Here is a 26,142-nt window from a genome sequence, read left to right on the forward strand (position 1 = left end):
AAAGTTGAGTATTGTGCTATTTTGTTTTTAATTGTCTATACAAAGGGGAGGAGCTATTCCTCTCGGTAAAATGTCAGGCTTATTTCCAGGTATTTGGATTTTGAAGGAGGACTATTATTCGCTGTTCCCAAGGGTGTTTCCCCATGTTTTTCGCTCCTGAAAACAACAGCAGTTTAAACCAAACGGAAACACGTTATAATGTAATCCTCTCCATTCAGAATATTAAGGTCGTCTGAAAGCCTTTATGAAACACGCAATCAAACAAAAAATCCTCGAACAGGCACGCCGTGACGGCGTACAGGTAACCGCTTTGCGCGAGCAGGTGCTCGATATTGTCTTGCAGCAAAGCGGCGTGATTAAAGCCTACAACGTCTTGTCGCAGATGCAGCAGCAGAGCGAGGGCGTGGTTGCGCCGCCGACGGCCTACCGCGCCCTTGATTTTTGGGCGGAGCAGGGCGTTTTGCACAAGGTGGCGGCGGTCAACGGCTATATTTTGTGCAGCCATGCGCAGCACGAGTGCGACGACCATTGCCACGACCACGAAGAAGCCGAAGCGCACCATAGCGCGTTTATTTTGGTCTGCACCGAATGCGGCACGGCGGACGAACAAACCCTGAGCCACGAATGGGCGGCACTGCGCGCAGGCGTTGCCGAAAGCGGCTTTGCGCTGAAAGAAGAACACGTTGTTTTAACTGGAATCTGTAAAAAATGTCAGAAGTGAAAAAAACCAAAGTCCACCTGATTTCAGGTTTTCTGGGAACAGGCAAAACCACCGCGCTTAAAAGCCTGATGGAACAGAAAGACCCGAACGAAAAATGGGTCATCATCGTCAACGAGTTTGGCGAAATCGGCATTGACGGAGCGGTATTGAGCGACAACGGCATCCCCGTGGCAGAAATCGCCGGCGGCTGTTTGTGTTGCACCGCCGGCCCGCAAATGGGCGTAACCGTGCAGAAAATGCTGCGCGACGCCAAGCCCGACCGCCTGATGATTGAGGCAAGCGGACTGGCGCACGCTGCCAGCGTCATCGACGAATTGAAAGCCAAACCGCTGGACAGCCTTTTGGAAATCGGCGCCGTCTTTACCGTCGTCGATCCGCGCCAGTTCATCAATCCCGATTACGCGCAGCAGGCGTTGTATAAAGACCAAATCGGCATCTGCGACGTATTGGTCGCCAGCAAAACCGATTTATGCACCCCCGAACAGCTTGTCGAATTTCACGACAAAGCGGCAAAACTGTTTCCGCCCAAAGCCAAAGTGGTCGAAGTCCAAAACGCACAGCTCGACATCCAATGGCTCGATATTCCCGTCATCGAAAAATCACGCTACCGCCTCAAAGCCCTGCCGGACAACACCATGGGCTTCCAGTCGCAAGGTTTCACATTCCCCGCCGGACGCGATTTCGACGGCGAAAAGCTGACCAACTTCTTCAATGACCTGCCCAAATTCACAGACGACCTCGTCCGCGCCAAAGGCGTGTTCCAAGTGCTCGGCACATGGGTGTGGCTCAACTGGGTGGACGGGCAGTGGGGCGCTAACCAAGTCTCATGGCGGCGTGACTCGCGCTTCGAGCTGATTGCCAAATCGTTTGACGCGGATTTGATTGAAAAGAAACTGCAAGAGGCTTTGGAGAAATAAGCAAGGTCGTCTGAAAGTTTGCCGCAGCAATTTTCAGACGACCCAAGCGATAGTGAAGTCTATTGTTTCAAGGGTCAGAATAATATAAAGCGGCTGTGTAGCGTGGGCTTTGCCCGCGAAAAAATTAGCAGATCAAGGTCAAAAGGTTGTTTGGAAGATTGATATCTCCAATTTGGGAAATGGGTTAACAAGAAGGGAAATATAATAGTGATTATTAAGGAATCAGATAAGCGAGAACATGATTTGGCTGAATTAAATAGCTTGCTTATGCTACCTTATATTAGCCAAGATCAGAGGAAACAGATTGAGCGAGAGATACGTAATATACAATCTGGCTTGAAGGGGGAGCAGGAAGCGGCTTATCAAATCAATTTTCATTATAAAAATAATGCAAATTGGGCAATTCTACATGATTTGCGGTTTGAATTTAATGGTGATGCTGCTCAAATTGATCATTTGATGATTAATCGTTTTTTTGAAATTTATGTTTGTGAAAGCAAAAGATTTGGAGAGGGTATAGCCATAAATGAATACGGGGAGTTTTCTGCATTTTATCAGGGTAAGCCTTATGGTATTGCCTCTCCTCTTGAACAAAATAATAGACATAAATTATTGTTGAAGCGGTTGTTTAAAAGTGATGAAATTGAGCTTCCTATGAGAATGGGAATGAAGATAGTACCTTCACTGCACAGTTTGATTCTAGTAGCGAATTCCGCAATCATTCAACGTCCAAAAAATAGTGAAAACAAGAGGGAGTTAGAAAGAATTATCAAAAATGAACAGATTGCAAAAAGAATTGATAAAGACATTTTTGATAATCATCCTTCAACATTAATTCAACAAGCTGCTTCATGTTTTAAATTGGTATCTTCAGAAACAATTACAGAGTTCGCTAAAAAGTTAGCAAGTTTGCATAAACCGTTAAAGGTGGATTGGAAAGCACGTTTTGGTATTGTAGATCCAATAGAGCAACCTGAAGTGAAGACGGCATCAATAGTTCAAAATCATACAAAACAGGAGCAACACTTATTTTGCGCTTCCTGCAAGAAATCTGTTACTGCTAATGTAGCCAAATTTTGTTGGCAAAATAAAGTTAAGTTTCACGGTAAAGTCTATTGTTTCAATTGTCAGAAGAATATAAAGCAGTAATGACCTTTCAGACGACCTTCAAACCCAAATAGAGGAATACCCAAGCATGTACCGTTACATCCTCCACCGCCTATTACTCTTAATCCCCACGCTGTTGGGGATTTTGGCGATTACTTTTGCCGTTATCCAATTCGTGCCGGGCGGGCCGGTGGAGCAGATGGTGCAGCAGTTGACGCATGGCGCGGTCAGCGGCGAGACGGCGAATGCGACGGCGGGCAATATCATGAAAAACGGCAACCGCATCAGCCCGGAAGATTTGGCGGCGTTGAATGCGCTGTACGGTTTCGACAAGCCGCCGCTGACGCGGTTTGCGGATATGGTGTGGCGGTTTGCCCGTTTTGATTTGGGCAAGAGTTTTTTCCATCATGAAACCGTGTTCGAGCTGGTCAAACAGAAAATGCCGGTGTCGATGAGTTTGGGCTTGTGGACGTTTTTCCTGACTTATCTGATTTGTATCCCGTTGGGCATTGCCAAGGCGGTGCGCGACGGCAGCCGTTTTGATGCGGTAACGGGGATGGTGGTGCTGGTCGGTTATACCATACCGCCGTTTGTGTTGGGTTTGGTGCTGCTGGTGTTGTTCGGCGGCGGCAGCTTTTTTGCGTGGTTCCCGCAGGGCGGTTTGGTCGGCGATGATTTCGACACGCTGTCGTGGGCAGGCAAAATCAAGGATTATCTGTGGCACATGGCGTTGCCGATTACGGCTTCGGTAGCGGGCAGTCTGGCGGTAACGACGGTGTTGACGAAAAACGTGTTTCTTGAAGAAATCCGCCGCCAATATGTTTATACCGCCCGCGCCAAGGGATTGCCGGAAAAGCAGATTTTGTGGAAACACGTTTTCCGCAACGCAATGATTCCGCTGATTACCGGCTTCCCCGCCGCCTTTATCGGCGCGTTTTTCACCGGCAGCTTGCTGATTGAAACCTTGTTCTCGCTCGACGGGCTGGGGCTGCTTTCCTACGAGGCGGTGATGAAGCGCGATTATCCGGTGGTGATGGGAACGCTGTATGTGTTCACGCTGATGGGTTTGCTGGCGAAATTGGTGTCGGATATTTCTTATTCGTGGGTCGATCCGCGCATTCATTTCGGCGGACAGAAATAGGTCGTCTGAAAACTTAAAGAATTATGGAGTTAAATATGATTAAACGTTTAAAAGATATTTCTGAAGAAAGCCGCGAACATAAAAACGATGGTGCAAAAGTAGTCCGTATGGAATTGCAGGATGATGAAGCAACCAAACGGTTGGTCATGCATAGCGCAAAGCGCGTAATTGCCGCGCATAAGTCAGAATTGGAAAAGTTGGCTTATAAGTAATCCTCATGGTTGAATATTCAGACGACCTTTGTGCAACCTAATTATGAAAACACACACTTCAAACCCCACTTGGCAGGCTTTCAAGCAACACAAACGCGGCTGGTTCGCGTTGCGGGTTTTAGCCGTTTTGTTCGCCGTCGCGCTGCTTGCGCCTTTGTGGAGCAACGACAAGCCCTTGTGGATACGTTATCAGGGCGAATATTATTTTCCGCTGGTAAACGAATACAACGAAACCGTGTTCGGCGGCGATTTCGACACGCCTGCCGATTACCTCGATCCGCTGATACGCGGCAACATCACGTCAAACGGCAATTACGCCGTTTATCTGCCCAATCCCTACGACGCCGATACGCTCAATGATTTCGACACGCAGCCTGACCCTGCAAGTCCGTCCGAAAGGCACTTGCTCGGCACGGACGACCGCGGTCGTGATGTCTTGGCGCGTTTGGTTTACGGATTCCGCGATTCTCTGCTGTTCGCCCTTGCGCTGACTTTGGTAACGACCGTCATCGGCGTGATTACCGGCGCGGTGCAGGGTTATTTCGGCGGTAAGACCGACCTTTTGATGCAGCGCTTTATCGAAATCTGGGGCGGGATGCCGGAGCTTTATCTGCTGATTATCCTGTCTTCGTTTTTTAATCCCAGTTTGTTGATATTGCTGGTGTTGCTGTCGCTGTTCGGCTGGATGGGGCTGTCGGACTACGTCCGCGCCGAGTTTTTGAAAAACCGTCAGGCGGATTACGTTTTGGCGGCTCGTTCGATGGGCGTGGGCAACCGCGCGATTATGTGGCGGCACATCCTGCCCAACAGCCTGACGCCCGTATTGGCGTTTCTGCCTTTTCGTATCTCCGGCGCGGTGCTTGCGCTGACCAGCTTGGATTTCCTCGGTTTGGGCGTTCCCGCGTCGCAGGCGAGTTTGGGCGAACTCTTGGCGCAGGGCAAGGACAACTTGGACGCTTGGTGGATAGGCTTGTCCACCGTCGGTACGCTGACGGTTATGCTGCTTTTGCTGGTGATGATAGGCGAGGGCTTGCGTCAGGCATTTGACGTGCGCGCTAGGGGATGATTTTCCGTATTGCGGATGAATATAAAATAGCCGATAGCTCATTTTCCTGCTATATAGATGGCTTTTCAGGCCGAGCTTGTTTTCAGGGCGAAAAACCTGTTTATGGGCGCGACCGCAAAAATATTTTACTCACTTAATTTTTGAAGAATTCCAATGAATCAAACACACAACACAAACTTCTACGAAATGCTGGCCGCTGCCTGCCGTAAAAACGGCAAAGGTACTGCGGTGTTCAACGACAAAGAAAAAACCACCTACCACGCACTCAAGCAGGAAGTCGATGCCGTAGCCGCATATCTGCAAAATATGGGCGTCAAATTCGGGGACAAAGTGGCTTTGGCGGTATCCAATTCGCCGGAATTTATCAGCGCCTATTTTGCCGTCTCCGCCATCGGCGCGGTTGCCGTACCGATGAATACGTTTTTGAAAAACAACGAATACGCGTATATTTTGAACGACTGCAAAGCGCGGTTTATGTTTGCTTCGGCAGGTTTGCAGAAAGAATTGAAGGGGCTGAAAAAACAGACCCGTGTTGAAAAAATCATTTGGATAGGCGAGGCGAAAGCGGCGGACGAAGCCGATGCGCGTTTTGAGGAAGCGCGCCGTTTTTCGGGTATGCCCGATTTAAGCCGCCAGCCGAAAATCGATGATTTAGCGCATATTATTTACACTTCCGGCACGACAGGCCATCCCAAAGGCGCATTGATCAGCTATGGCAACCTGTTCTCCAACCTTGAAGGCATCGAGCGCATCTTTAAGATTACCAAACGCGACCGCTTCGTCGTGTTCCTGCCGATGTTCCACAGCTTTACGCTGACGGCCATGGTGTTGCTGCCGATTTATATGGCGTGTTCGATTATTTTGGTGAAATCCGTTTTCCCGTTCTCCAACGTTTTGAAACAGGTTTTATTCAAACGCGCGACCGTGTTTTTGGGCGTGCCCGCGATTTACACCGCCATGAGCAAAGCGAAAATCCCTTGGTATTTCAGATGGTTCAACCGCGTCCGTCTGTTTATCAGCGGCGGCGCGCCTTTGGCGGAACAAACCATCCTTGACTTTAAAGCGAAGTTCCCGCGTGCCAAGCTTTTGGAAGGCTACGGTTTGAGCGAATGCTCGCCCGTCGTCGCCGTCAACACGCCCGAAAGGCAAAAAGCCCGCAGCGTCGGCATCGCCTTGCCCGGATTGGAGGTCAAAGCCGTCAACGACGAATTGGTCGAAGTACCGACGGGCGAAGTGGGCGAACTCATCGTCAAAGGCGGTTCGGTCATGCAGGGCTACCTGAATATGCGCGATGCCACGGACGAAGCCATCGTCAACGGCTGGTTGAAAACAGGCGATTTTGTCACGATAGACGAAGACGGCTTTATCTTTATCGTCGATCGCAAAAAAGACCTGATTATTTCCAAAGGGCAAAACGTTTATCCGCGCGAAATCGAAGAGGCGATTTACAAACTCGACGCCGTCGAAGCCGCAGCCGTCATCGGTGTGAAAGACCAATACGCCGACGAAGAAATCATCGCCTTTATCCAACTCAAAGACGGCGAAACGTTGGATGAAGCCGACGTGCGCGCCCATTTGCGCGGACATCTGGCGAATTTCAAAATCCCCAAACAGATTTACTTTAAAGACGAACTGCCGAAAAACGCCACAGGCAAAGTGTTGAAACGGGTGTTGAAAGAGCAGTTTCAGAAATAATAAGCGTTCAGACGACCTCGGTTTGCGGGTTTGAATCAGAGGTTGTCTGAAAAGCTTAGATAACACTAAGAGATACTGTAGAATTTCTTTTGTTACAATGATTAAATTTAAAGTTGATTAGATAGCAAAAATAATTATTTGAAAGAAATGTTATGAGAAAAAGTCATGTCGATAAATTGCTTAAAGCTATTCGAGAGGAATTAAATATAATAAAAAAAATGGAAGCTATTGATGAAGTTAAGTTTAAATCAATACTTGAAAATCTTAGAAGCTCACTAGAATATATAGCACAAGATATAAATTCTATGTTATCTAAACCAAAAGATAGAATATATTTTCCATATGGGAAGACTAAGGAAAATTTTGAAGAAAGTATCAATAAGAATCTATCAGGAATTCAATATGAATATCCTAAAGTTTATGATTATATAGAGAGCTTACAGTCGCATAAAAATAATGGAGATGATTGGTTAATAACAATGTGTAGTTTAACTAACCATGCTAAACATAATGGGCTTATTGAATTAGAATATAAAGGAAATAATCATGTCATTATACATGCAGAAGGAGTTCCTCTTTTTGAATTTATAAATGTTAATAATGGAGAAGTAATTTTAAAAGAAAATACATTTTTTGTTTCGAATGATGATGGAAGCGAGACAAATTTAGGTACAATGGGCGAAATTCATGTTACAGGGGCAAAAGTAAAAGGAGTAGAAGATGATGATTTCGTCAGTTTTTCTATCGTGGAAAAGAAAAAATTGGTTATAGATGGAAAGACACCTATTGAGGTAATCCCATTTTTAGAAAAATGTTTTAATAAAATCAGTCAGTTTTCTACTGATGTATATACTCAACTCAAATGAGCATGAACATCCTTGAAATTGAAAACCTAAACGCCTTTTTCCCCGGCAAGCAAGTCCTGCACGATGTCAGCCTGACCGTACAGACCGGCAGGAAACTGGCATTGGTCGGCGAGAGCGGCAGCGGTAAAACCGTGTTGGCGCAGGGCATTATGCGGCTGAATCCGCTGGTGTCGTTTAAAGGTCGTCTGAAGTTCGACGGCAACGATTTGCTGACCCAATCCGAACGCGCCCTGCAAAAGCTGCGCGGGCGGGAAATCGGTATGGTGTTTCAAGAACCGATGACCGCGCTCAACCCCGTGATGCGCGTCGGCGCGCAGATTGCCGAAGTGCTGACCCTGCATCTGGGTTTGGACAAAAAACAGGCATGGGCGAGGGCGGTCGAACTCTTGGCGGAAACCGGCATCCGCGAGCCGGAGCAGAAAGCCTTTGCCTATCCCTTCCAGCTTTCCGGCGGACAGCGGCAGCGGGCGATGATTGCGATGGCGGTCGCCGCCGAACCCAAGCTCCTGATTGCCGACGAACCGACCACCGCCTTGGATGTCGCCGTGCAGGCGCAGATTCTCGATTTGTTGGCGCGTTTGCAGCAGACGCACAACATGACCATGCTCTACATCACCCATGACCTGAACCTTGTCCGCCGCTTTGCGGACGACGTTGCCGTGATGCGCGGCGGACGCATTGTCGAAACGGGCGCAGCGGCGGAAGTGTTCGCCCGCCCGCAACACGAATATACGAAAATGCTCTTGAACGCCGGTGCCGCGCGGAAGGTCGTACCTTTGGCGGACAACCCCGCCACCGTCTTGCAAGCGGAGCAGCTTTCCGTTGCCGTCAAAGAAACGGCGGGCTGGTTCAAAAAACGCAGCAAAACCCTGCTGGAGCCGGTTTCCTTTGATTTGAAAGCGGGCGAAACGCTGGGCATCATCGGCGAAAGCGGCTGCGGCAAAACCACGCTGGCAAAAGCCGTGATGCACCTTATCGATGCGGAAGGTCGTCTGAAAATCAACGGCGAAGCTTGGACGCGCGAATCGAGGCGCGACATCCAAATGGTGTTCCAAGACCCGTTCGGCGCATTCAATCCGCGCATGAACGTCTTTAATATCGTTTCCGAAGCCCTGCGCGTCCACGAACCCGATTTGTCCCGCGCAGAAATGCGGCAGCGTGTGCAAGACGTATTGCGGCAGGTCGGTCTGCCCGAAGATGCGCTCGAACGCTATCCGCACGCCTTTTCCGGCGGACAACGCCAGCGGCTCGCCATCGCCCGTGCCATCATCGTCCGCCCGAAAATCCTCGTTTTGGACGAACCCACCAGCGCGCTCGACGTACAATGGCAGCAACAGATTCTGGAGCTGCTCGCCGATTTGCAAAAACAACACGGTCTCAGCCTCATCATCATCAGCCACGACCTCGCCGTCATCCGCGCCCTGTCGCACCGCGTGATGGTCTTGAAAGACGGCAAAATCGTTGAAGAGGGCGGCTGCGAAACTGTATTTGCCAACCCTTCCAGCGATTACACGCGCCATCTGATGAGCTTTAGGGCAGGCTGAACTGTCGGATAGGCCGTCTGAAAAACATTAGCCAATCCCGATGGCAACCTTACAAAAAAGCTATTACACTTTTGCGACACTTGAAATTTTCAGCCCCAAGCCCTATCCTGCACAACATCTGATTCAATTTGACACAAAAAGGAAAAACTCATGAGCAGCGAACTGATTATCCACACCACCGATGCAAATTTCGAACAAGACGTTTTGAAATCCGACGTACCCGTATTGCTGGACTTCTGGGCACCTTGGTGCGGCCCTTGCAAAATGATCGCTCCGATCTTGGACGACATCGCCGCCGAATTTGAAGGTCGTCTGAAAGTCGTTAAAATCAACATCGATGACAACGAAGCCACTCCCGCCAAATTCGGCGTGCGCGGTATTCCGACGCTGATGGTGTTCAAAAACGGCGAAAACGTCGCCACCAAAGTCGGCGCTTTGGCAAAAGGTCAATTGACCGCATTTGTAAACGCTTCTTTGGCTTAAGTTTCAACAACGCAAAAGGTCGTCTGAAAATGTTCAGACGACCTTTTTGTTATAATTTCCCTTTTCCCCGAACTAGAAAACAGGTACAGGCGGCAATATGGAAGTCATCCAATACCCAAATTCCCCTTTCAAACTCCACCAACCCTTCCCGCCCGCCGGCGACCAGCCTACCGCCATTGCCGGCCTGCTCGAAGGGCTTTCAGACGGCCTTGCCTATCAAACCCTGCTCGGCGTAACCGGTTCGGGCAAAACCTACACCATGGCGAACGTCATCGCCCAAAGCGGCCGCCCCGCCATCATCATGGCGCACAACAAAACCCTTGCCGCCCAGCTTTATGCCGAGATGCGCGAGTTTTTCCCCGAAAACGCCGTCGAATATTTCGTCTCCTACTACGACTATTATCAACCCGAAGCCTATGTGCCCAGCCGCGATTTGTTCATCGAAAAAGACAGCGCGATCAACGAACACATCGAGCAGATGCGCCTTTCCGCCACCAAAAACCTGATGACGCGCGACGACGTGATTATCGTCGCCACCGTGTCCGCCATTTACGGTATCGGCGACCCGACCGAATATCAACAAATGGTGTTGTCTGTCAAAGAAGGCGACACCATCGAGCAGCGCGACATCATCGCCACGCTCGTTTCCATGCAGTACGAACGCGGCGATTTGGACTTCAAACGCGGCAGCTTCCGCGTGCGCGGCGACGTGATCGACGTGTACCCCGCCGAAAGCTCCGAAAACGCCTTGCGCATCAGCCTGTTTGACGACGAAATCGACCGCCTCGATATGTTCGACCCGCTTTCAGGCAGCCTTATCCAGCGCGTCGGCCGCTACACCGTCTTCCCGTCCAGCCACTACGTTACCCCGCGCGACACCGTATTGCGCGCCTGCGAATCCATCAAAGAAGAATTGCGCAAACGCATCGAATTTTTCGCCCGCGAACAACGCCCCGTCGAGCAACAACGCATCGAACAGCGCACCCGCTTCGACCTCGAAATGCTCTACGAAATGGGCTTCTGCAAAGGCATCGAAAACTACTCCCGCCATTTCTCCGGCAAAAAAGAAGGCGAACCGCCGCCCACGCTGATGGACTACCTGCCAAGCAACGCCATCATGTTCATCGACGAAAGCCACGTTACCGTTACCCAAATCGGCGGCATGTACAAAGGCGACGCATCGCGCAAGCAAAACCTCGTCGACTACGGCTTCCGCCTGCCTTCCGCCCGCGACAACCGCCCGCTCAAATTCCACGAATTTGAAAAAGTCATGCCGCAAACCGTCTTCGTTTCCGCCACCCCCGCCAAATACGAAGAAGAACACGCCGGACAAGTGGTCGAACAAGTCGTCCGCCCCACAGGGCTGGTTGATCCCCAAATCATCATCCGCCCCGTCGCCACCCAAGTCGATGACTTAATGAGCGAAATCAACGACCGCATCCAAAAAGGCGAACGCGTGCTCGTTACCACCCTCACCAAACGCATGGCGGAGCAACTCACCGACTATTACAGCGAACTCGGCATCAAAGTGCGCTACCTGCACAGCGACATCGACACCGTAGAGCGCGTTGAAATCATTAGGGATTTGCGGCTCGGCCTGTTTGACGTACTCGTCGGCATCAACCTCTTGCGCGAAGGCCTCGACATCCCCGAAGTCTCACTCGTCGCCATCCTCGACGCCGACAAAGAAGGCTTCCTGCGCTCCCACCGCAGCCTGATTCAAACCATAGGCCGCGCCGCGCGCAATGTAAACGGCGTCGCCATCCTGTACGCCGACAAAATCACCGACTCCATGAAAGCCGCCATCGACGAAACCGAACGCCGCCGCGAAAAACAAATCAAATTCAACGAAGAACACGGCATCGTACCGCAACAGATTAAAAAACAGGTCAAAGACATCATCGACGGCGTGTACCACGAAGAAGACGGCGGCAAAGGCCGTCTGAAAAGCAAAAACAAGGTTAAAGTCGGCGAAATTCACAATGAAGAAGATGCGATTAAAGAAATTGCCAAACTGGAAAAAGCCATGCAGCAGGCGGCTAGGGATTTGCAGTTTGAAGAGGCGGCTGTGTTGAGGGATAGGATTCGGGGGATTAAGGAGAATTTGTTGTTTGGCACAGAGTGAAATAGCTTATTTAGGCTTTGTATATTTTTGGAAATATTTGTAAAGAAGGATATTTTTAATGTCTATTAAAATAGAACGTTTTGAAAAATTTGATAACGATAATTTTATAGGTACAATATTTAAAGTGATTTTAAATGATTTATTAATTTACGAATCACCCTCAAAAAAAGCGGCAATAGAATTCACTAATCAGATAAAGACGGGCAGCTTGTATGATGCTATCTACGCAATTACTAAACGAGAATTAGGAGCCAAATACATAAAAAAATTAAAAGACAATGAAATTAGATTTCAAAAGGAAAAGGAGAACTTGAAGAATCAAATAGCCCAACAAGAAATCAATTACGAAAAATTACGTAAACAATTAGATAAATTCAAAAAATTACCTGAAAAGTTAGATGAATTAAAAAAAATTCGCGAACAATTAGATGAATTAAAAATATATCAGGAATTTGCGACATCAAATTTTGATATTAATATTAAAAGGAATTTTATTTTTGAATCATTCTCCATTGAAGTTTCTGCATTTTCAGGAATCAAAATTCAAAATTATTATAGAGAACAAGTAAGAAAAAAATATTCAGAATTCTTAACCGATGATGAATTATATGAATTTAGAAAATTGTTAGAGTATTTCTCTAAAAAAAATCTTCATTCCAGTGCTGAACTAAGTAATCTAATAGCTCATGATAATAATTTGAAAAATAAATTCCCAAATTTGACGGGCTTAATTCAGATGCAAGATAGAACTAATACATGGATGTATAACGGTGGAATCCATCCAAAGATATACAAGTTTATATGTGAAGAGCTTAAATTGGAAAATAATAGAAGCCAAGCTATCCCAACTGGATTTCGGTCATATAATGATTTGGATAGCACGCCGTAGTATGCATTCATACTAACCGCGTGCGTGGTTGCGCCACACACACTACCTGCGAATGGCAAAAACTTTAAATCCGAGGTGTAGCAAGCGTAGTCGGATACTTGTATCCGACAAAACCTTTAACATTCCCGTCGTTGCAATCCATTGCAGCAATGCCCAAAATGTCGGATTCGAGAATCCGACCTACAAAATCATTCCGAGTATAACACTATGAAATACCGTCATTTTTACCGAAATGGCGGCACTTACTTTTTTACGGTTGTAACCAGCAAGCCGTAGCCTGCATCTCCACCAACCGCATGCGTGGCTGCGCCATAAACCCCACCTACGAGTGGCACAAACTTTAAAACCGACGTTCAGCAAGCGTAGGTCGGATACTTGTATCCGACAAAACCTTTAGCATTCCCGCCATTGCAATCCATCGCAGCAATGCCCAAAATGTCGGATTCGAGAATCCGACCTACGTCTGAGGTCGTTGCAATAATAAGTTGAGGCCTTTTTGCATTCTCAGCGGAGGAGTTTTGGAGACGGCGATACGTTGAGTTAACCGTAGCGTGGGCTCTGCCCACGGGTTGTTTTTGTAAAGCTGAGGTCGTCTGAAAGCCTGCGTACAGGTTTCAGACGACTTTTCATATTTTCGCGGGCATAGCCCACGCTACAAATTGAAAATTGCTGGAAATATCGTTCTTTTCGATTGTGTTTCCATTGATGTAGCGCAGCAAGCCATAGCCTGCATCTTCAAAATCGTGTACGTGGCTGAGCCACAAGCTACCTGCGGGCGGCGCAAACTTTAAAACAGATGGGTATTGTGTGTGCGGTATACATGCACGTGGCCATCTAAATTGGTGGTTTGCTGTTTGGAATTTTCAGGCGGCCTTTGAGGTCGTCTGAAAGCAAATTGCAGATTGGAAGGCATAAATAAAAAACGGATTCTGAGTAGTCGGAATCCGTTTTCGCTATAAGATGTCTCGTATTATTTAGCTTCTTCTTTAGCTGCCGCAGCCTCATCTTTGGCTTCTTCCGCAGTGTCTTTCGCTTCTTCCGCAGTGTCTTTCGCTTCTTCAGCAGCTTCTTTTGCTTCTTCGGCTTTATCTTCAGGAGAAGCGGCAGGGGCATCGCCTTTCAATCCATCCAAAGCTGCTTTACAGGTAGCGTCTCTTTGGTCGGCAGGCATATCTTTTAAGGCTGCTTTAGTTTGCTCAAATGATTTTTGCATCAGGTCTTTTGTGCCTGCATCAACACCTTTAGTAATGTCGGCAAAGGCTTTTTCGTATTCGTCGCAAACAGCAGAAGAAGAGCTGCCGCCACATGCGGACAAAGACAGTGCGGTTAGCAGAGTTGCCAATAAAGCTGATGTTTTCATGAGTCTCTCTTTTGAATTTTGGTTAAAAGAAACGATATATTAAATCATTTCGATAATGTGTCAAGTATGGTTATTCTATTTCTTTGTTTAAAATCATGTAATTAAGTATATTCATGGCATATTGAAGTATGAGGTTTAGTTAATAAATTTCGTTATTAAATAGTGTTTATTAATTGAATTTATAAGAAAAAAATTGAAATTATTTAAATGGCAACCGAGTTTCGTTTGTACTTTAGAGAAATTATCATTTTTCTTGTTCAATGACAAAAGGTCGTCTGAAAACCTAAAACATGGTTTTCAGACGACCTTTTTATTTTAAGGCGTTTTATCCGTCCGTTTTCAGCATCCGCAAGAAGTTTCGTCCGATGCCTGGAGGCTCAAGGCTTTGCGTTTTTTGGCTTTTTCATAGCGGCAGCGTTGGCGTTCGGTGGTGATTTCCAACGGCGGGACGGGAACGGGTTTGCCGTCTTCAACCGCAACCATGGTGAAGTAGCAACTATTGGTATGGCGCACTTCGCCGGTGCGGATGTTTTGCGCTTCGACACGGATGCCGATTTCCATAGAAGTTCGGCCTGTGTAGTTGACGCTGGCGTAGAAAGTTACCAAGTCGCCGACGTGTATCGGCTCTTTAAACAAGACTTTATCGACAGACAGGGTAACGCAATAATTACCGCTGTAACGGCTGGCGCAGGAATAAGCGACTTGGTCGAGCAGGCGCAAAAGTTCGCCGCCGTGGACGTTGCCGCTGAAATTGGCGGTGTCCGGCATCATCAGTTCGGACATGATGAGTTCGTGTGAAGGGAGTTGGCGGGTTTGGTCCATGGTGTTCCTCTTTTAAAAATGAATGTTTGTGTTAGACGGGCGGCCGTTCAGTGGTTGGGATGGTTTTCAGACGACCTTGCCGATTGTATTTAATATATGAATATACGGAAATTGGATTTTTTTATGGGTTTATAACCATTTTCTGCGCGAGAAGAAAATCAGCAGCCCGACGATGATGCACAGCATCAAACCTAAAACGATAAAATAGCCGTAATGCCAATGCAACTCGGGCATGTTGTCGAAGTTCATGCCGTAGATGCCGGTAATGACGGTCAGCGGCATGAAGATGATGGTGATGACGGTCAGGACGCGCATCTGCTGGTTCATGCGGTTGGATTGGAAGGAAAGGTAGATGTCCATCATGCTCAACACCATGTCGCGCGAGGCGTCAAGCGATTCGAGAAGCTGCATGTTGTGGTCGTAAACGTCGCGCAGATAGACGGTGGACTCGCCTTTGAAAATGGTGAAATCGACACGCACGGCAAGTTGATAGAACACGTCGCGTAAAGGCAAGAGCGTGCGGCGAAGGCGGACGGCATCGCGCTTGAGACGGTGGATTTTGCCGAGGATGTCGCTGTTTTCATCTTTAAACAGGGATTTGTCTATGGCTTCGACGCGGTTGTTGTACTCTTCCAAAACGATGAAATAGTCGTCCACGATGCGGTCGAGCAGGCAATAGGCGAGGAAGGCGGTATTTTTGCCAAGGATGCCGCGCGGGTTTTCGCTCATTTGGCGGCGCAACTGGCTGAACAGCCCCAGCGGTTTTTGCTGGAACGACAACACGAAATCCTTGCCGATAATCAGATAAACTTGGTCGGAATTCAGTTTGCCGGCGGCGGTGTAGTGGTAAACCTGCGCGGCGATAAACAGATAATTGTCGTAGTCTTCGATTTTGGGGCGTTGTTTACGGCTGAGGATGTCTTCGATGACCAGCTCGTGGATGCCGTAAGGCTCCAGCGTGTGTTTGAGCAGCGTGGCGTCGTTGATGCCGACAAAATGTAGCCAGTTGGTCTGCCCCGCTTGCGGGCGGGCGATGTCGGGCAGTTTTTTACCCGCGAGATAATCGTGTTGGGCAAACGTATCGGCGGAATAAAGCGTCTGATGGATGGCGGAACGCGGCGCGTTGTCGGTATTGCTGCGCGGGACGGTTTGGTCTTGCGGGATTTCTGCGGGTATTGTCTCGGGAGCGGGTGGTGTGTTCGTCATGATTGAAAAGGTATGTCTGAAGGTCGTCTGAAAACGGAATGTTTTTTCAGACGACCTTGGTTTTAAATTATTAGCATTGTAACAGAGTAGGGCAGACACCGAGGTCGCCTGAAAAGTGAAAGGCGGCGCATATTCAAAGTATGTTGTTTCGGGTATAGTGTCGTCTGTTGGTACACGGTTGTTTCCTTTGCGGGAAAAATTTTTGGAGCTGTAAGAATGTTTAAACGTCCTGAAGAAATCATTGTTTTGGTGCTGGCTGTTTTATGGGTGGTCTTGACGTATTTTTTGGCCGCATATTGCGGGGCGGATGCTTATACGGTGATATTGATCACGGGGCTGACTTTGGTTTGGGCGGCGGTATGTTTCCGCTTTTGGCAGAAAGGCTGGGAACACAATATTTGGCCTGTTTTTTTGGGATGCCTTGTCGTTTGCTGGTGGCCGATGTTGGATTGGCTCGCCGTCAAAGATATTGTTGTGCCGAATTCTGAGACGGGTGCGATTGTAGTTGCGAAACCTTGGTACGCAGGCTGGATTTTCAAGTCTTTTCTGGCTTTGCTGCCTGTCGTTGCCGGATATGCATTTAAATGGAAAAAATTGCGTAATGTCCAATAATTCGGTTGGTCAAGCATCAAATCAATCTGTCAAAACGCCGTTTGCCGAAACGGCGTTTTTTATTTCCGTACGACTTGATTTTAGAGTGATTGCCCTTAACTACAAATCCAATAAAAATTTTGGATATGATTAATCAAAGGAATAACATGGCAGAAAAAAATTATTATGAAATATTGGGCGTCGCTAAAGATGCGGATGAAGCCGCTATTAAAAAAGCCTACCGTAAGCTGGTGCGCAAATACCATCCTGATGTGAGCAAAGAGCCGGATGCCGTTGAGCGTACGGCGGAAATCAACCGTGCTTACGAGACGCTTTCCGACAAGGAGAAACGTGCCGAGTATGATGAAATGTTGGCAAACCCTTATGGCCGCAACGCAGGGGGCAATCCGTTCGGACAAGGTGGAAACCCGTTCGGCAACGGTTTCGACGGCGGAGGTTTCCGTTATGAGTATCGGGAAGGGGAACCGTTCGGCGCGGGCGACTTTAATTTTGAAGACTTGTTTTCATCGTTCCGCCACGCCGGCTCCCGACCCGAGCAGCCGCGCGGCCCTGTCAAGGGAGAAGACCAACACGCCGAATTGAGCATTGATATTTACGCAGCCTATACCGGTGCGGAACGCAGTCTGACTTTGAATGTGCCGACTTTGGACGAATATGGCCGTATGGCTTATCAAAGCAAAACCCTCAACGTCAAAATTCCCAAAGGCATCGCCGAAGGCCAGCAAATTCGTCTGGCAGGGCAGGGGCTGCCGGGCAGCAACGGCGGGGCGAACGGGGATTTGTACTTGAAAATCAAGTTCCACGACCGGCCGGACTTGTACGTCAAAAACAGAAAAGACGTATATCAGACGATAGACGTCAAACCGTGGGAGGCGGTATTGGGCGGCAAAATCATCGTTCCTACCGCATCCGGCCGCTTACAGGTCAATCTGCCTGCCAACACTCAGAGCGGCAAAACCATCCGCCTTAAAGGCAAGGGCATTCCGGCGAAAGAGGCGGGAGACCTATACTTGAATATCCGCATCAATGTCCCTGTTGCAGAAAGTGAAGCCGACCGTGCCGCATGGGAGAAACTGGCAGAACATTTCGCTGCGAAACACGCATGAAAGAAAGGATAAACCATGACGCAATCCACCGACATCACATTGACTTTTGAAGAAATCATTGCTGTCAGCCATTGCCGCCGCGATTGGCTGTTGGAACTCATCGAGGAAGACATCATCAGCATAGGCGGCAAGCCCGAACAAACTACGTTCAGCGGTTTCCACCTTGCACGTATCCGCCGCGCACAGCGTTTGAGCCGTGATTTTGAAGCCGGCATCCCGGCGTTGGGCTTGATTATGCGGCTTTTGGACGAAGTGGAAGAGTTGAGAAAAGCGCAGCGGCCGTCGGTGTTGCTGGAAGAGGAAGGACAATAAGGGCATTGTTATGTGTGAAGAAAGGTCGTCTGAAAACGAAACAGGTTTTCAGACGACCTTTTAAGTATATATGGTCAGATAACAAGGGTTTGGGACAAATCGAAATATAGCTTGGGCTTTATCTGAAAACTCCCAATACAATCAGCATCGACGTTGTACCGTCTGTTTATTTGCCGGATTTGCTGGATTCCCGCCTATGTCGGCATTGCGGTTTTATATTTACTTTTTCCCATATTTTTTGTACAACTTGGGTTTAACCTTATTTAAAGAGGTCGTCTGAAATGCCTGTCATGCTGATTGTCCGTCCGTCCGCGCGCGCGGGAGATGATGTGCGCACCTGTTCGCAGGCAGGGTGGCGCGCGCGGGTGTTGAGTCCGGTTGAAATCGAGCTGGACGAAGCAGCATTGCGCGGTTTGAAAGAACAGTTTTCCCGCGCGGATGCGGTGTTTTGGGTCAGTCCGACGGCGGTTGAAACCGCTGCGCCGTATGTGGATTTTTCAGACGACCTAAAGGTTCAGGTGGCGGTCGGGCAGGCAAGCGGTCGGGCTTTGCAACGCTGCGGCGCGAAAAATGTGTCTGTGCCGCAAGAAGGCAACGACAGCGAGGCAGTGTTGCGGCTGCCGGTTTGGGATACGCTGCCGCAAGGCGCACGCATATTGATTGTGCGCGGACGCGGCGGGCGCGATTTTTTGGCGGAGTCGTTAAAGAAAAAAGGCTTTGCAGTGGAAATCGCGGAAGCGTATTTCAGACGACCTAATGAATTGAATTGGCAGGATTTTGATGCCGAATCCATTGATGCCGCCTTTATCGCTTCGGGCGAACTGGTACGCGGGCTGTTTGCGCAGGTTCCGCCGCAATTTTCCCGATTCTTCGAATCCTTGTTATACTTCACCCATCATCCGCGCATAGCCGACGCGCTTCGCGAGGCGGGTGCGCGCCACATACGGGTCGTCGCTTCTCTGAAAGCGGCACTTTCATCATTTCCTAAGGAGCAAACCGATGAGCCGGTCTGAAGACAATCCATCCGAAGCAAACGAAGCCGGTCGGCCGATTATCGTCGACAGTCAGGGCAACGCGGGGTCGTCTGAAACAGCGGCTCCGAAAAAGGCCAAGCAGCCTAAAACCTCCGAATACGCAGGAACACACATGTCTGAATCTAAAAATCTTCCCCAAAACCAACCCGCCCCCGTCATCATCAAACAATCCGGCGGCAGAGGGCTGGCAGTAGGCGCGCTGGTGCTGGCGCTGCTGGGTTTGGGCGCAAGCGGCTTTTTGTTTGTGCAAGGACAAAACGTCTTGAAAAACCAAGAGCTTTCGTTTAACCAAAAGCTCGATAAAGCCGCCCTGGGTGAATCTGAAAACGCTTTACTTCTGAAAGACCATTTAAACCGCCAAACCGCCATCCAAGCCGAATTGGAGCGCTTGGGCAAAGCCCAAATGGCAAACAGCGAACAAATCCTGTTGACGCAAAAAGCGTATCAGGAGCTGACCAAAGGGCGCGTCAACTGGCTGGTTGACGAAGCGGAAACCATGTTGAACCTCGCCTCGCAGCAACTGCTGCTGTCGGGCAACGTACAAGGCGCGGCGGCAGTGTTGGAACACATCGACAGCCGCCTGAGCCGTTTCGACCAGCCTGAGCTGCTGCCCATCAAACAAGCCGTCAGCCATGATTTGGCGGCATTGAAAAACCGTCCTTATGTCGATATTTCCGGCACGGCGTTGCGCCTTGATCGTTTGGAAACCGCCGTTTCCGGCCTGCCGCTGGTGTTGGACGGCGTATTACAGCCGGGCGAGCAGGCGCAAAGCAACGGCGCATCTTCAGGCTCTTGGTGGCAAAACGCTTGGGACAAATCTTTGGTTGCGTTGAAAGGACTGGTGGAAGTCCGCCGACTCGACAATAAAGACGCGATGCTGCTGTCGCCCGAACAGGCGTATTTCGTCCGTGAAAACCTGCGCCTGCGCCTTTTGGACGCGCGTACTGCGTTGTTGCAGCACAACGGCGAAGTTTATCAAAGCGATTTGAACTACGTTGAAGCGGCGGTCAGACAATACTTTGATGGCAAATCACCCGCAACACAGGCATGGCTGAAAGAGTTGTCCGAATTGAAAGCGCTGGATGTGCGCATGATTTCAGACGACAGCTTGAAAGCCAGCCTCAGCGCAATCCGTGCCTATCAAGACGGTACGCGCACTCCGGTCGCGCTGCCCGAACCCGTAACGACCGCCGCGTCCGCGCCCCTGCCCTCCGCCGCGTCCGAAGCCGCCGCTCCTCAAGCTGCCTCGCAGGTAAATGAAACTGCTTCCGCACCGAAAACCGCACCGGCTCCAAGGGCTCCCCATCCTGCCAAAGCAAGACCCGCCCCTGCCGCCCAAACAGACGCGAAGCCTTTAGAAGCTCCGGCGCTGCCTTCCGAGGCGAAACCGCAAAACATTTCCAAGCCGGAAAAGAAAGCGGTTCCTGAGAAACAAAGCCGCCCTGCCGCCGATGCTGAGACTAAAGGAGGCCGTGCATGAAAGCCGTCGTCTGGATTGTCGTTTTATTCGCTGCCGCAGTCGGTATCGTCCTAACTTCCGGTATTTACACGGGTAATGTCTATATCGTCGTCGGACAGGTCATGATGCGGGTCAACCTGCACGCCTTTATCTTAGGGCTGGTCCTGTTTGTCGTTACCCTGTATTTCCTAATCAAATTCATCGTCGGCCTGATGAACATCCCCGCCCGTATGCAGCGTTTCGGTACGGCGCGCAAAGGCCGTCAGGCAGCCGTCGCTTTGAACAGCGCAGGTTTGGCGTTTTTTGAAGGCCGCTTTGAAAAAGCGGAGCAGGAAGCCGCCAAAGTATTGGAAAACAAAGAAGCCGGCGACAACCGCAATCTCGCGTTGATGCTGGGCGCGCACGCCGCCGACCAAATGGAAAACTTCGAACTGCGCGACCACTACCTGAAAGACATTGAAAAACTGCCGAACAAACAGCAGCTTTCCCGCTATCTGTTGTTGGCAGAGTCCGCACTCGGCCGCCGCGATTATCCGACTGCCCTGGAAAATCTGAACGCTGCCGCGCGCATCCATCCCAACCTGTCCCGCCTCGCCCGCCTGCAACTGCGTTATGCCTTTGACCACGGCGATGCAGAAGACGTGTTGGCGAAATCCGAAAAATTGATGAAAGTCGGCGCGATTAACGATTTTGAAGCGGAACAATACCAAAGCTGGGCATACCGCCGCCTGTTGGCTGAAGCATCAGACGCAGCCGGTCTGAAAACCTGTCTGAAGCGCATTCCCGAAGCACTCAAAGCGGACGAATTGTGTGTCGCCATTGCCGAAAAATACGAGCGTCTCGGACTCTATACCGAAGCCGTCAAATGGGTGCGCCAATACTACCCGCAAAACCGCCGCCCCGAACTTTTGGAAGCCTTCGTCGAAAGCGTCCGCTTCTTCAACGAACGCGGCCAGCAAAAAGCCATCGACCTTGCCGATTCTTGGCTGAAAGACAAACCCGACGACGCACCGCTCTTGATGTACCTCGGACAGCTTGCCTACGGCCGCAGCCTGTGGGGCAAGGCACAAAGTTACCTCGAAGCCAGCATCGCCCTGCAACCGAGCATTGCCGCCCGCCTCATGCTGGCGCGCGTACTCGATGAAACCGGACAGCCGCAAAAAGCTCAGGAACAGCGGAAATTGGTTTTGGAAGCCGTCTCCGATGACGAACGCCACGCGGCGTTGGAGCAGCATAGCTGAGTTTGGGAAATATCTTTATCTATCCTCCCTTTTCAGACGACCTTTCATTGCGGAAACCGCCGCAAAGGTCGTCTGAAAACCGTTTTCCTTCCCTGTTTTACAAACAAACCGAAAGCCCCACATGACCTCTTTGAAAAACGACACCTTCCTCCGCGCCCTGCTCAAACAGCCCGTCGAATACACGCCGATTTGGATGATGCGTCAGGCGGGGCGTTATCTGCCCGAATACAAAGCCACACGCGCGAAAGCGGGCAGCTTCCTCGATTTGTGTAAAAACACCGAATTGGCAACGGAAGTTACCATCCAGCCCTTAGACCGCTTCGATTTGGATGCGGCGATTTTGTTCTCCGACATCCTGACCGTTCCCGACGCGATGGGCTTGGGACTGTATTTTGCCGAAGGCGAAGGCCCGAAATTCGAACGCGCCTTGCAACACGAAGCCGACATCGCCAAGCTGCAAGTTCCCGATATGGAAAAACTGCGATACGTCTTTGACGCCGTCGGCTCCATCCGCAAAGCATTGGACGGCCGCGTACCGCTTATCGGTTTCTCCGGCAGCCCGTTCACGCTCGCCTGCTACATGGTCGAAGGCGGCAGCAGCAAAGAATTCCGCACCATCAAAACCATGATGTACGCGCGTCCCGATTTGCTGCACAAAATCCTCGACACCAACGCCCAAGCCGTTACCGCCTACCTCAACGCCCAAATCGACGCGGGCGCGCAGGCCGTGCAGATTTTCGACACTTGGGGCGGCGTCCTGAGCGATGCGGCGTTTAAAGAGTTCAGCCTTAAATACATCCGCCAAATCGTTGCCGGATTGAAACGCGAAAGCGAAGGCAGACGCGTTCCCGTTATCGTATTTGCCAAAGGCGGCGGGCTGTGGCTGGAGGGCATGGCGGAAATCGGCGCAGACGCATTGGGTTTGGACTGGACGTGCAACATCGGCGAAGCACGCCGCCGCGTCGGCAACCAAGTCGCCCTGCAAGGCAACTTCGACCCGTTTGCCCTCTTTGGCACACCCGAATCCATCCGCACCGAAGTCGCGCACATCCTAGCCGACTACGGAAACGGCAGCGGCCATGTCTTCAACCTCGGACACGGCATCAACCAACACGCCGACCCCGAACACGCCAAAATCTTAGTCGATACCGTACACGAACTGTCGCGCCAATATCACGCCTGATTGAGCGTGTAACGTAAAAGGTCGTCTGAAAAATCGCTATACTCGTTTTTCAGACGACCTTTGTATATACTCATCATCTGAACCTTACCGCCTCAAACCAGTCAGACTCAAAAATATAGTGGATTAACTATAAACCAGTACGGCGTTGCCTCGCCTTAGCTCAAAGAGAACGATTCTCTAAGGTGCTGAGGCACCAAGTGAATCGGTTCCGTACTATATGTACTGTCTGCGGCCTCGTTGCCTTGTCCTGATTTAGTTAATCCACTATACATCCGCTCCCGCCATTCCTCCACCGCCTATCGAACATGACTTTTCTAAAAGACATCACCTGGACAGAAATCTTCATTTTCGCCCACACCTGCGCCGCACTCGGCTGCGTCTTGCGCGTGTTGTACAAACAAAAAAACATCGGCTCCACGTTTGCCTGGCTGATTATCCTCTTCCTTTTCCCCGTCTTCGGCACCATCGCCTACCTGCTTATCGGCGAGCCGCGGCTCGGCACGGCGCGGGCAAAGCGCACGGGCGAGATGAACCGCTTCTATCAAAGTTTCGCCGAAACCTACCTCTCCGACATCTACCTCGGCGTCGGCGAAAACGTCAAATCCCGTTATCACGGCATCAGCAAAGTCGCTGCGAGCGGAACGGGACTCGGCGCGACGCGCAACAACGCCATGACGCTGCTGTCCACCACCGATGAAATCATCGACACCATGCTTGCCGACATCCGCGCCGCCCGCCATTCCTGCATGCTCGCCTTCTACATCATCGAACCCGAAGGCAGGATAGAAGAACTGTTAAACGAACTCCTCGCCGCCGCCGACAGAGGTTTGGATTGCGCCATCCTCGCCGACGCCGTCGGCAGCAGCCGCTTTTTCGACAGCGGCTGGGTAGAAACCCTGCGCGAAGCCGGCATAGAAGTCCACGCCTCCTTGCCCGTCGGCGTCTGGCGCACCTTCTTCACCCGCACCGACCTGCGCAACCACCGCAAAATCCTCGTCATCGACAGCAAAATCGGCTACACCGGCAGCTTCAACCTCGCCGATCCCCGCTTCTTCAAAAAAGATTCAGGCGTCGGCGAATGGGTGGACGTCATGATGCGCTGCACCGGCCCGCTGGTACTCGAACTCTCCGCCGTCTTCTTTGCCGACCTCGCCGTCGAAACCGACGAAAACCTCGAAAGCGTGCAGCAATATCTGACGCAGGCGCAAGAGCGCATTCCCGAAATCCTTCCCGAAAAAATGCAGCAGGGCGACATCGTCGCCCAAGTCATCCCCTCCGCGCCCGAACAGGGCAGCCACGTCATTTACGAAACCATCATCAGCGCGATTTACGCCGCCACCAAACAAATCACCATCACCACTCCCTATTTCGTCCCCGACGAACCCCTCCTGATGGCATTGACCATCGCCGCCAAACGCGGCGTCAAAGTTACCCTGATCCTGCCCGCCAAAGTCGATTCCCTCATGGTGCGCTACGCCTCCCGCGCCTACTACCCCATGCTGCTCGACGCAGGCGTCAAAATCGCCATGTTCGAAGGCGGACTGCTACACGCCAAAACCATGACCATAGACGAAGACTACGCCCTCTTCGGCACGGTCAACATGGACATGCGCAGCTTCTTCCTCAACCTCGAAATCAGCCTCGCCATCTACGACCGCGACATCACCAAACAAATCTGCAACCTCCAACGCGACTACCTCAAAAACAGCAGCTACATCACCGTCAAAGCATGGCAGCAACGCTCCAAATTCCGCGGGCTGATTGAAAATACCGTCCGCTTAGTCAGTCCGCTTTTGTAGCAGATGAAAATGGACTCGTACCGTCATTTTCCGCAGGAATTCCAATAATAAAGGTCGTCTGAAAACCAGCTTTCAGACGACCTTTATCAAATACAACTCTACCGCTAAAACTCAAAACTGCTTTCAAATATCCGTGCCTGTCCGCTGATAGGATCGGTAAACTCAATTCTTTTTGCCAAAAGTTTCAAAGGTTTCCCATAATCCTCATCACCCGCCGCAGACGGAACGGGATAAAGTGCATCGTTCATCAGCGGCATGCCCAGGCTCATCATATGCACGCGCAGTTGGTGTTTTTTTCCCGTATGCGGCGTAAGGCGGTAGAGGCTGAACGCGCCACGGTTTTCGATAAGCTCGATCATCGTATGCGCGTTCGGCTCACCTTCTACTTCAAGTGTCGTAAAAAATTTTTCTCCGCGCACCATGCGTGAAGAAACATTCAGCGGATAAGCCAAATCCGTCCGCGTAGGCGCGATTGCCTGATAAGTTTTGCAGACAGTTTTATTTTGGAACATGGTTTGATAATCGCGGCGCGTGGCAGGATTGTGCGACAGCAGCATGACCCCTGCCGTATCCTTATCCAAGCGGTGAATCGGCGTAATGTCCGCTACATTCAAATGCTGCAATTGCGGCCGCAGGCGCAGCCGGGTCAGCAGCGTTTCACGCAAAAAACGCCCGCTGGGGATGACGGGCAGAAAATGCGGTTTATCAACCACGATAAGATGTTCATCGACAAACAGAATCTTCTCTTCAAACGGAATCCGCGGTTCGCTGTCCCTGCTGGTTTCACGGTAATAAAACATCGTCTTGCCCGCTTCAAACACCGTATGCTCGTTAAACGGCGTCCCGTCCTCACCTACCACAAAGCCGCTGTTCAGCCGCCTGCGCCAATTTTCTTCACCGACAAAAGGAAAGCGCGTGCAGAGAAAATGCAGGAGCGGCAGACCGTAGAACTCTTTTTCATGCGGCAGCACCAAATAGCTGGGCTTTACACCGTTTAAAAGGGGGAGGGGGTTAGAAGGTTTTTTCATGTGGCGGATTGTACTCGGTTTCGGGAAGTTTTTCAGATGGTATTTCGGATTAAGGAAGTGCGGCAGGTCGTCATTTATGTGTCTGATGTTTATATGATTTATCGAACATAAGCACCTGTATAATGTGGAAAATTGCCGTTTGTATGTCAGTAAGTCCGCCTATACATAACTTTCGCTATAATTAAGGTCGTCTGAAAACTGAACTGGCCCCCAA

Annotated in this window: 24 protein-coding genes; 20 read left to right on the top strand and 4 right to left on the bottom strand. The window is 50.2% G+C overall.

From position 1 onward, the window contains the following. Positions 1–244: 244 nt before the first annotated feature. The 12 genes from HMPREF2954_RS06400 to HMPREF2954_RS06455 all read left to right on the top strand — a co-directional run bounded on the left by HMPREF2954_RS06400 (position 245) and on the right by HMPREF2954_RS06455 (position 12,766). Positions 245–721: a Fur family transcriptional regulator gene (locus HMPREF2954_RS06400; protein WP_003744587.1), complete on the top strand. Its 477-nt coding sequence runs from the start codon at positions 245–247 to the stop codon at positions 719–721. Beyond that, the gene (locus HMPREF2954_RS06405; protein ID WP_045072535.1) at positions 709–1,638 is read left to right on the top strand and encodes a CobW family GTP-binding protein; all 930 of its coding nucleotides are present in this window, start codon (positions 709–711) and stop codon (positions 1,636–1,638) included. Before HMPREF2954_RS06400 ends, HMPREF2954_RS06405 begins: the two co-directional genes overlap by 13 nt. 207 nt (positions 1,639–1,845) lie before the next feature. After that, positions 1,846–2,787 (top strand): nuclease-related domain-containing protein, encoded by a 942-nt coding sequence (locus tag HMPREF2954_RS06410; RefSeq protein ID WP_045072534.1) that lies wholly within the window; start codon positions 1,846–1,848, stop codon positions 2,785–2,787. A gap of 46 nt (positions 2,788–2,833) precedes the next feature. Beyond that, positions 2,834–3,886 (top strand): ABC transporter permease subunit, encoded by a 1,053-nt coding sequence (locus HMPREF2954_RS06415; RefSeq protein ID WP_016687013.1) that lies wholly within the window; start codon positions 2,834–2,836, stop codon positions 3,884–3,886. A 35-nt stretch (positions 3,887–3,921) separates the two neighbouring features. Then, on the top strand, positions 3,922–4,098 hold the full coding sequence (locus HMPREF2954_RS12680; protein WP_167390275.1) for a hypothetical protein: 177 nt from the start codon (positions 3,922–3,924) through the stop codon (positions 4,096–4,098). A 43-nt stretch (positions 4,099–4,141) separates the two neighbouring features. Beyond that, positions 4,142–5,164: an ABC transporter permease gene (locus HMPREF2954_RS06425; protein ID WP_070689051.1), complete on the top strand. Its 1,023-nt coding sequence runs from the start codon at positions 4,142–4,144 to the stop codon at positions 5,162–5,164. A gap of 153 nt (positions 5,165–5,317) precedes the next feature. After that, the gene (locus tag HMPREF2954_RS06430) at positions 5,318–6,859 is read left to right on the top strand and encodes a fatty acid--CoA ligase (RefSeq protein WP_070689052.1); all 1,542 of its coding nucleotides are present in this window, start codon (positions 5,318–5,320) and stop codon (positions 6,857–6,859) included. A 152-nt stretch (positions 6,860–7,011) separates the two neighbouring features. Further along, the gene (locus HMPREF2954_RS06435; protein WP_045072529.1) at positions 7,012–7,725 is read left to right on the top strand and encodes a hypothetical protein; all 714 of its coding nucleotides are present in this window, start codon (positions 7,012–7,014) and stop codon (positions 7,723–7,725) included. Continuing rightward, complete coding sequence (locus tag HMPREF2954_RS06440) at positions 7,722–9,269, top strand: ABC transporter ATP-binding protein (protein WP_045072528.1); 1,548 nt, start codon at positions 7,722–7,724, stop codon at positions 9,267–9,269. The genes HMPREF2954_RS06435 and HMPREF2954_RS06440 overlap by 4 nt, the downstream gene beginning before the upstream one ends. Positions 9,270–9,419: 150 nt before the next feature. After that, the gene (trxA, locus tag HMPREF2954_RS06445; protein ID WP_019271474.1) at positions 9,420–9,752 is read left to right on the top strand and encodes a thioredoxin TrxA; all 333 of its coding nucleotides are present in this window, start codon (positions 9,420–9,422) and stop codon (positions 9,750–9,752) included. A gap of 97 nt (positions 9,753–9,849) precedes the next feature. Further along, a complete protein-coding gene (gene uvrB, locus HMPREF2954_RS06450; protein WP_045072523.1) occupies positions 9,850–11,877 on the top strand; it encodes an excinuclease ABC subunit UvrB in 2,028 nt (675 codons plus the stop codon). 58 nt (positions 11,878–11,935) lie between these two features. Further along, positions 11,936–12,766 (top strand): hypothetical protein, encoded by an 831-nt coding sequence (locus tag HMPREF2954_RS06455; protein WP_052673323.1) that lies wholly within the window; start codon positions 11,936–11,938, stop codon positions 12,764–12,766. Positions 12,767–13,736: 970 nt separating this feature from the next. Here the strand turns inward: HMPREF2954_RS06455 and HMPREF2954_RS06460 are convergent. The 3 genes from HMPREF2954_RS06460 to corA all read right to left on the bottom strand — a co-directional run bounded on the left by HMPREF2954_RS06460 (position 13,737) and on the right by corA (position 16,154). Next, the gene (locus HMPREF2954_RS06460) at positions 13,737–14,126 is read right to left on the bottom strand and encodes a DUF5339 family protein (protein ID WP_070689053.1); all 390 of its coding nucleotides are present in this window, start codon (positions 14,124–14,126) and stop codon (positions 13,737–13,739) included. A 339-nt stretch (positions 14,127–14,465) separates the two neighbouring features. Next, positions 14,466–14,948, bottom strand: coding sequence for an acyl-CoA thioesterase (locus HMPREF2954_RS06465; protein WP_045072517.1), 483 nt, complete (start codon positions 14,946–14,948; stop codon positions 14,466–14,468). Between the two features lie 129 nt (positions 14,949–15,077). Further along, positions 15,078–16,154, bottom strand: coding sequence for a magnesium/cobalt transporter CorA (gene corA / locus HMPREF2954_RS06470; protein ID WP_045072516.1), 1,077 nt, complete (start codon positions 16,152–16,154; stop codon positions 15,078–15,080). Between the two features lie 216 nt (positions 16,155–16,370). On the opposite strand from corA, the gene HMPREF2954_RS06475 reads away from it, so the two are divergent. The 8 genes from HMPREF2954_RS06475 (at position 16,371) to cls (ending at position 24,900) form a co-directional block, all read left to right on the top strand. After that, positions 16,371–16,766 carry a hypothetical protein gene (locus tag HMPREF2954_RS06475; protein ID WP_045072514.1) on the top strand — a complete coding sequence of 132 codons (396 nt, stop codon included), beginning with the start codon at positions 16,371–16,373 and terminating at the stop codon, positions 16,764–16,766. A 146-nt stretch (positions 16,767–16,912) separates the two neighbouring features. Beyond that, positions 16,913–17,872, top strand: a complete 960-nt coding sequence (locus tag HMPREF2954_RS06480) for a DnaJ C-terminal domain-containing protein (RefSeq protein WP_045072512.1) — start codon at positions 16,913–16,915, stop codon at positions 17,870–17,872. A 15-nt stretch (positions 17,873–17,887) separates the two neighbouring features. Continuing rightward, positions 17,888–18,184 carry a chaperone modulator CbpM gene (locus HMPREF2954_RS06485; RefSeq protein ID WP_019270561.1) on the top strand — a complete coding sequence of 99 codons (297 nt, stop codon included), beginning with the start codon at positions 17,888–17,890 and terminating at the stop codon, positions 18,182–18,184. A gap of 281 nt (positions 18,185–18,465) precedes the next feature. Next, positions 18,466–19,197 carry a uroporphyrinogen-III synthase gene (locus HMPREF2954_RS06490; protein WP_045072511.1) on the top strand — a complete coding sequence of 244 codons (732 nt, stop codon included), beginning with the start codon at positions 18,466–18,468 and terminating at the stop codon, positions 19,195–19,197. Beyond that, on the top strand, positions 19,184–20,698 hold the full coding sequence (locus HMPREF2954_RS06495) for a uroporphyrinogen-III C-methyltransferase (RefSeq protein ID WP_070689054.1): 1,515 nt from the start codon (positions 19,184–19,186) through the stop codon (positions 20,696–20,698). Before HMPREF2954_RS06490 ends, HMPREF2954_RS06495 begins: the two co-directional genes overlap by 14 nt. Beyond that, positions 20,695–21,918: a heme biosynthesis protein HemY gene (locus tag HMPREF2954_RS06500; RefSeq protein WP_009311890.1), complete on the top strand. Its 1,224-nt coding sequence runs from the start codon at positions 20,695–20,697 to the stop codon at positions 21,916–21,918. The genes HMPREF2954_RS06495 and HMPREF2954_RS06500 overlap by 4 nt, the downstream gene beginning before the upstream one ends. Before the next feature lie 121 nt (positions 21,919–22,039). After that, a complete protein-coding gene (gene hemE, locus HMPREF2954_RS06505) occupies positions 22,040–23,101 on the top strand; it encodes a uroporphyrinogen decarboxylase (protein ID WP_045072508.1) in 1,062 nt (353 codons plus the stop codon). A 305-nt stretch (positions 23,102–23,406) separates the two neighbouring features. After that, on the top strand, positions 23,407–24,900 hold the full coding sequence (gene cls, locus HMPREF2954_RS06510) for a cardiolipin synthase (protein ID WP_045072507.1): 1,494 nt from the start codon (positions 23,407–23,409) through the stop codon (positions 24,898–24,900). 104 nt (positions 24,901–25,004) lie between these two features. Here cls and HMPREF2954_RS06515 read toward each other — a convergent pair whose 3' ends face one another. After that, positions 25,005–25,928 carry a pseudouridine synthase gene (locus HMPREF2954_RS06515; protein ID WP_070689055.1) on the bottom strand — a complete coding sequence of 308 codons (924 nt, stop codon included), beginning with the start codon at positions 25,926–25,928 and terminating at the stop codon, positions 25,005–25,007. Between the last annotated feature and the right edge of the window lie 214 nt (positions 25,929–26,142).

Origin of the sequence: Neisseria sp. HMSC067H09, assembly GCF_001814135.1 — a bacterium.
In the GTDB taxonomy this organism is placed as follows: Bacteria; Pseudomonadota; Gammaproteobacteria; order Burkholderiales; family Neisseriaceae; genus Neisseria.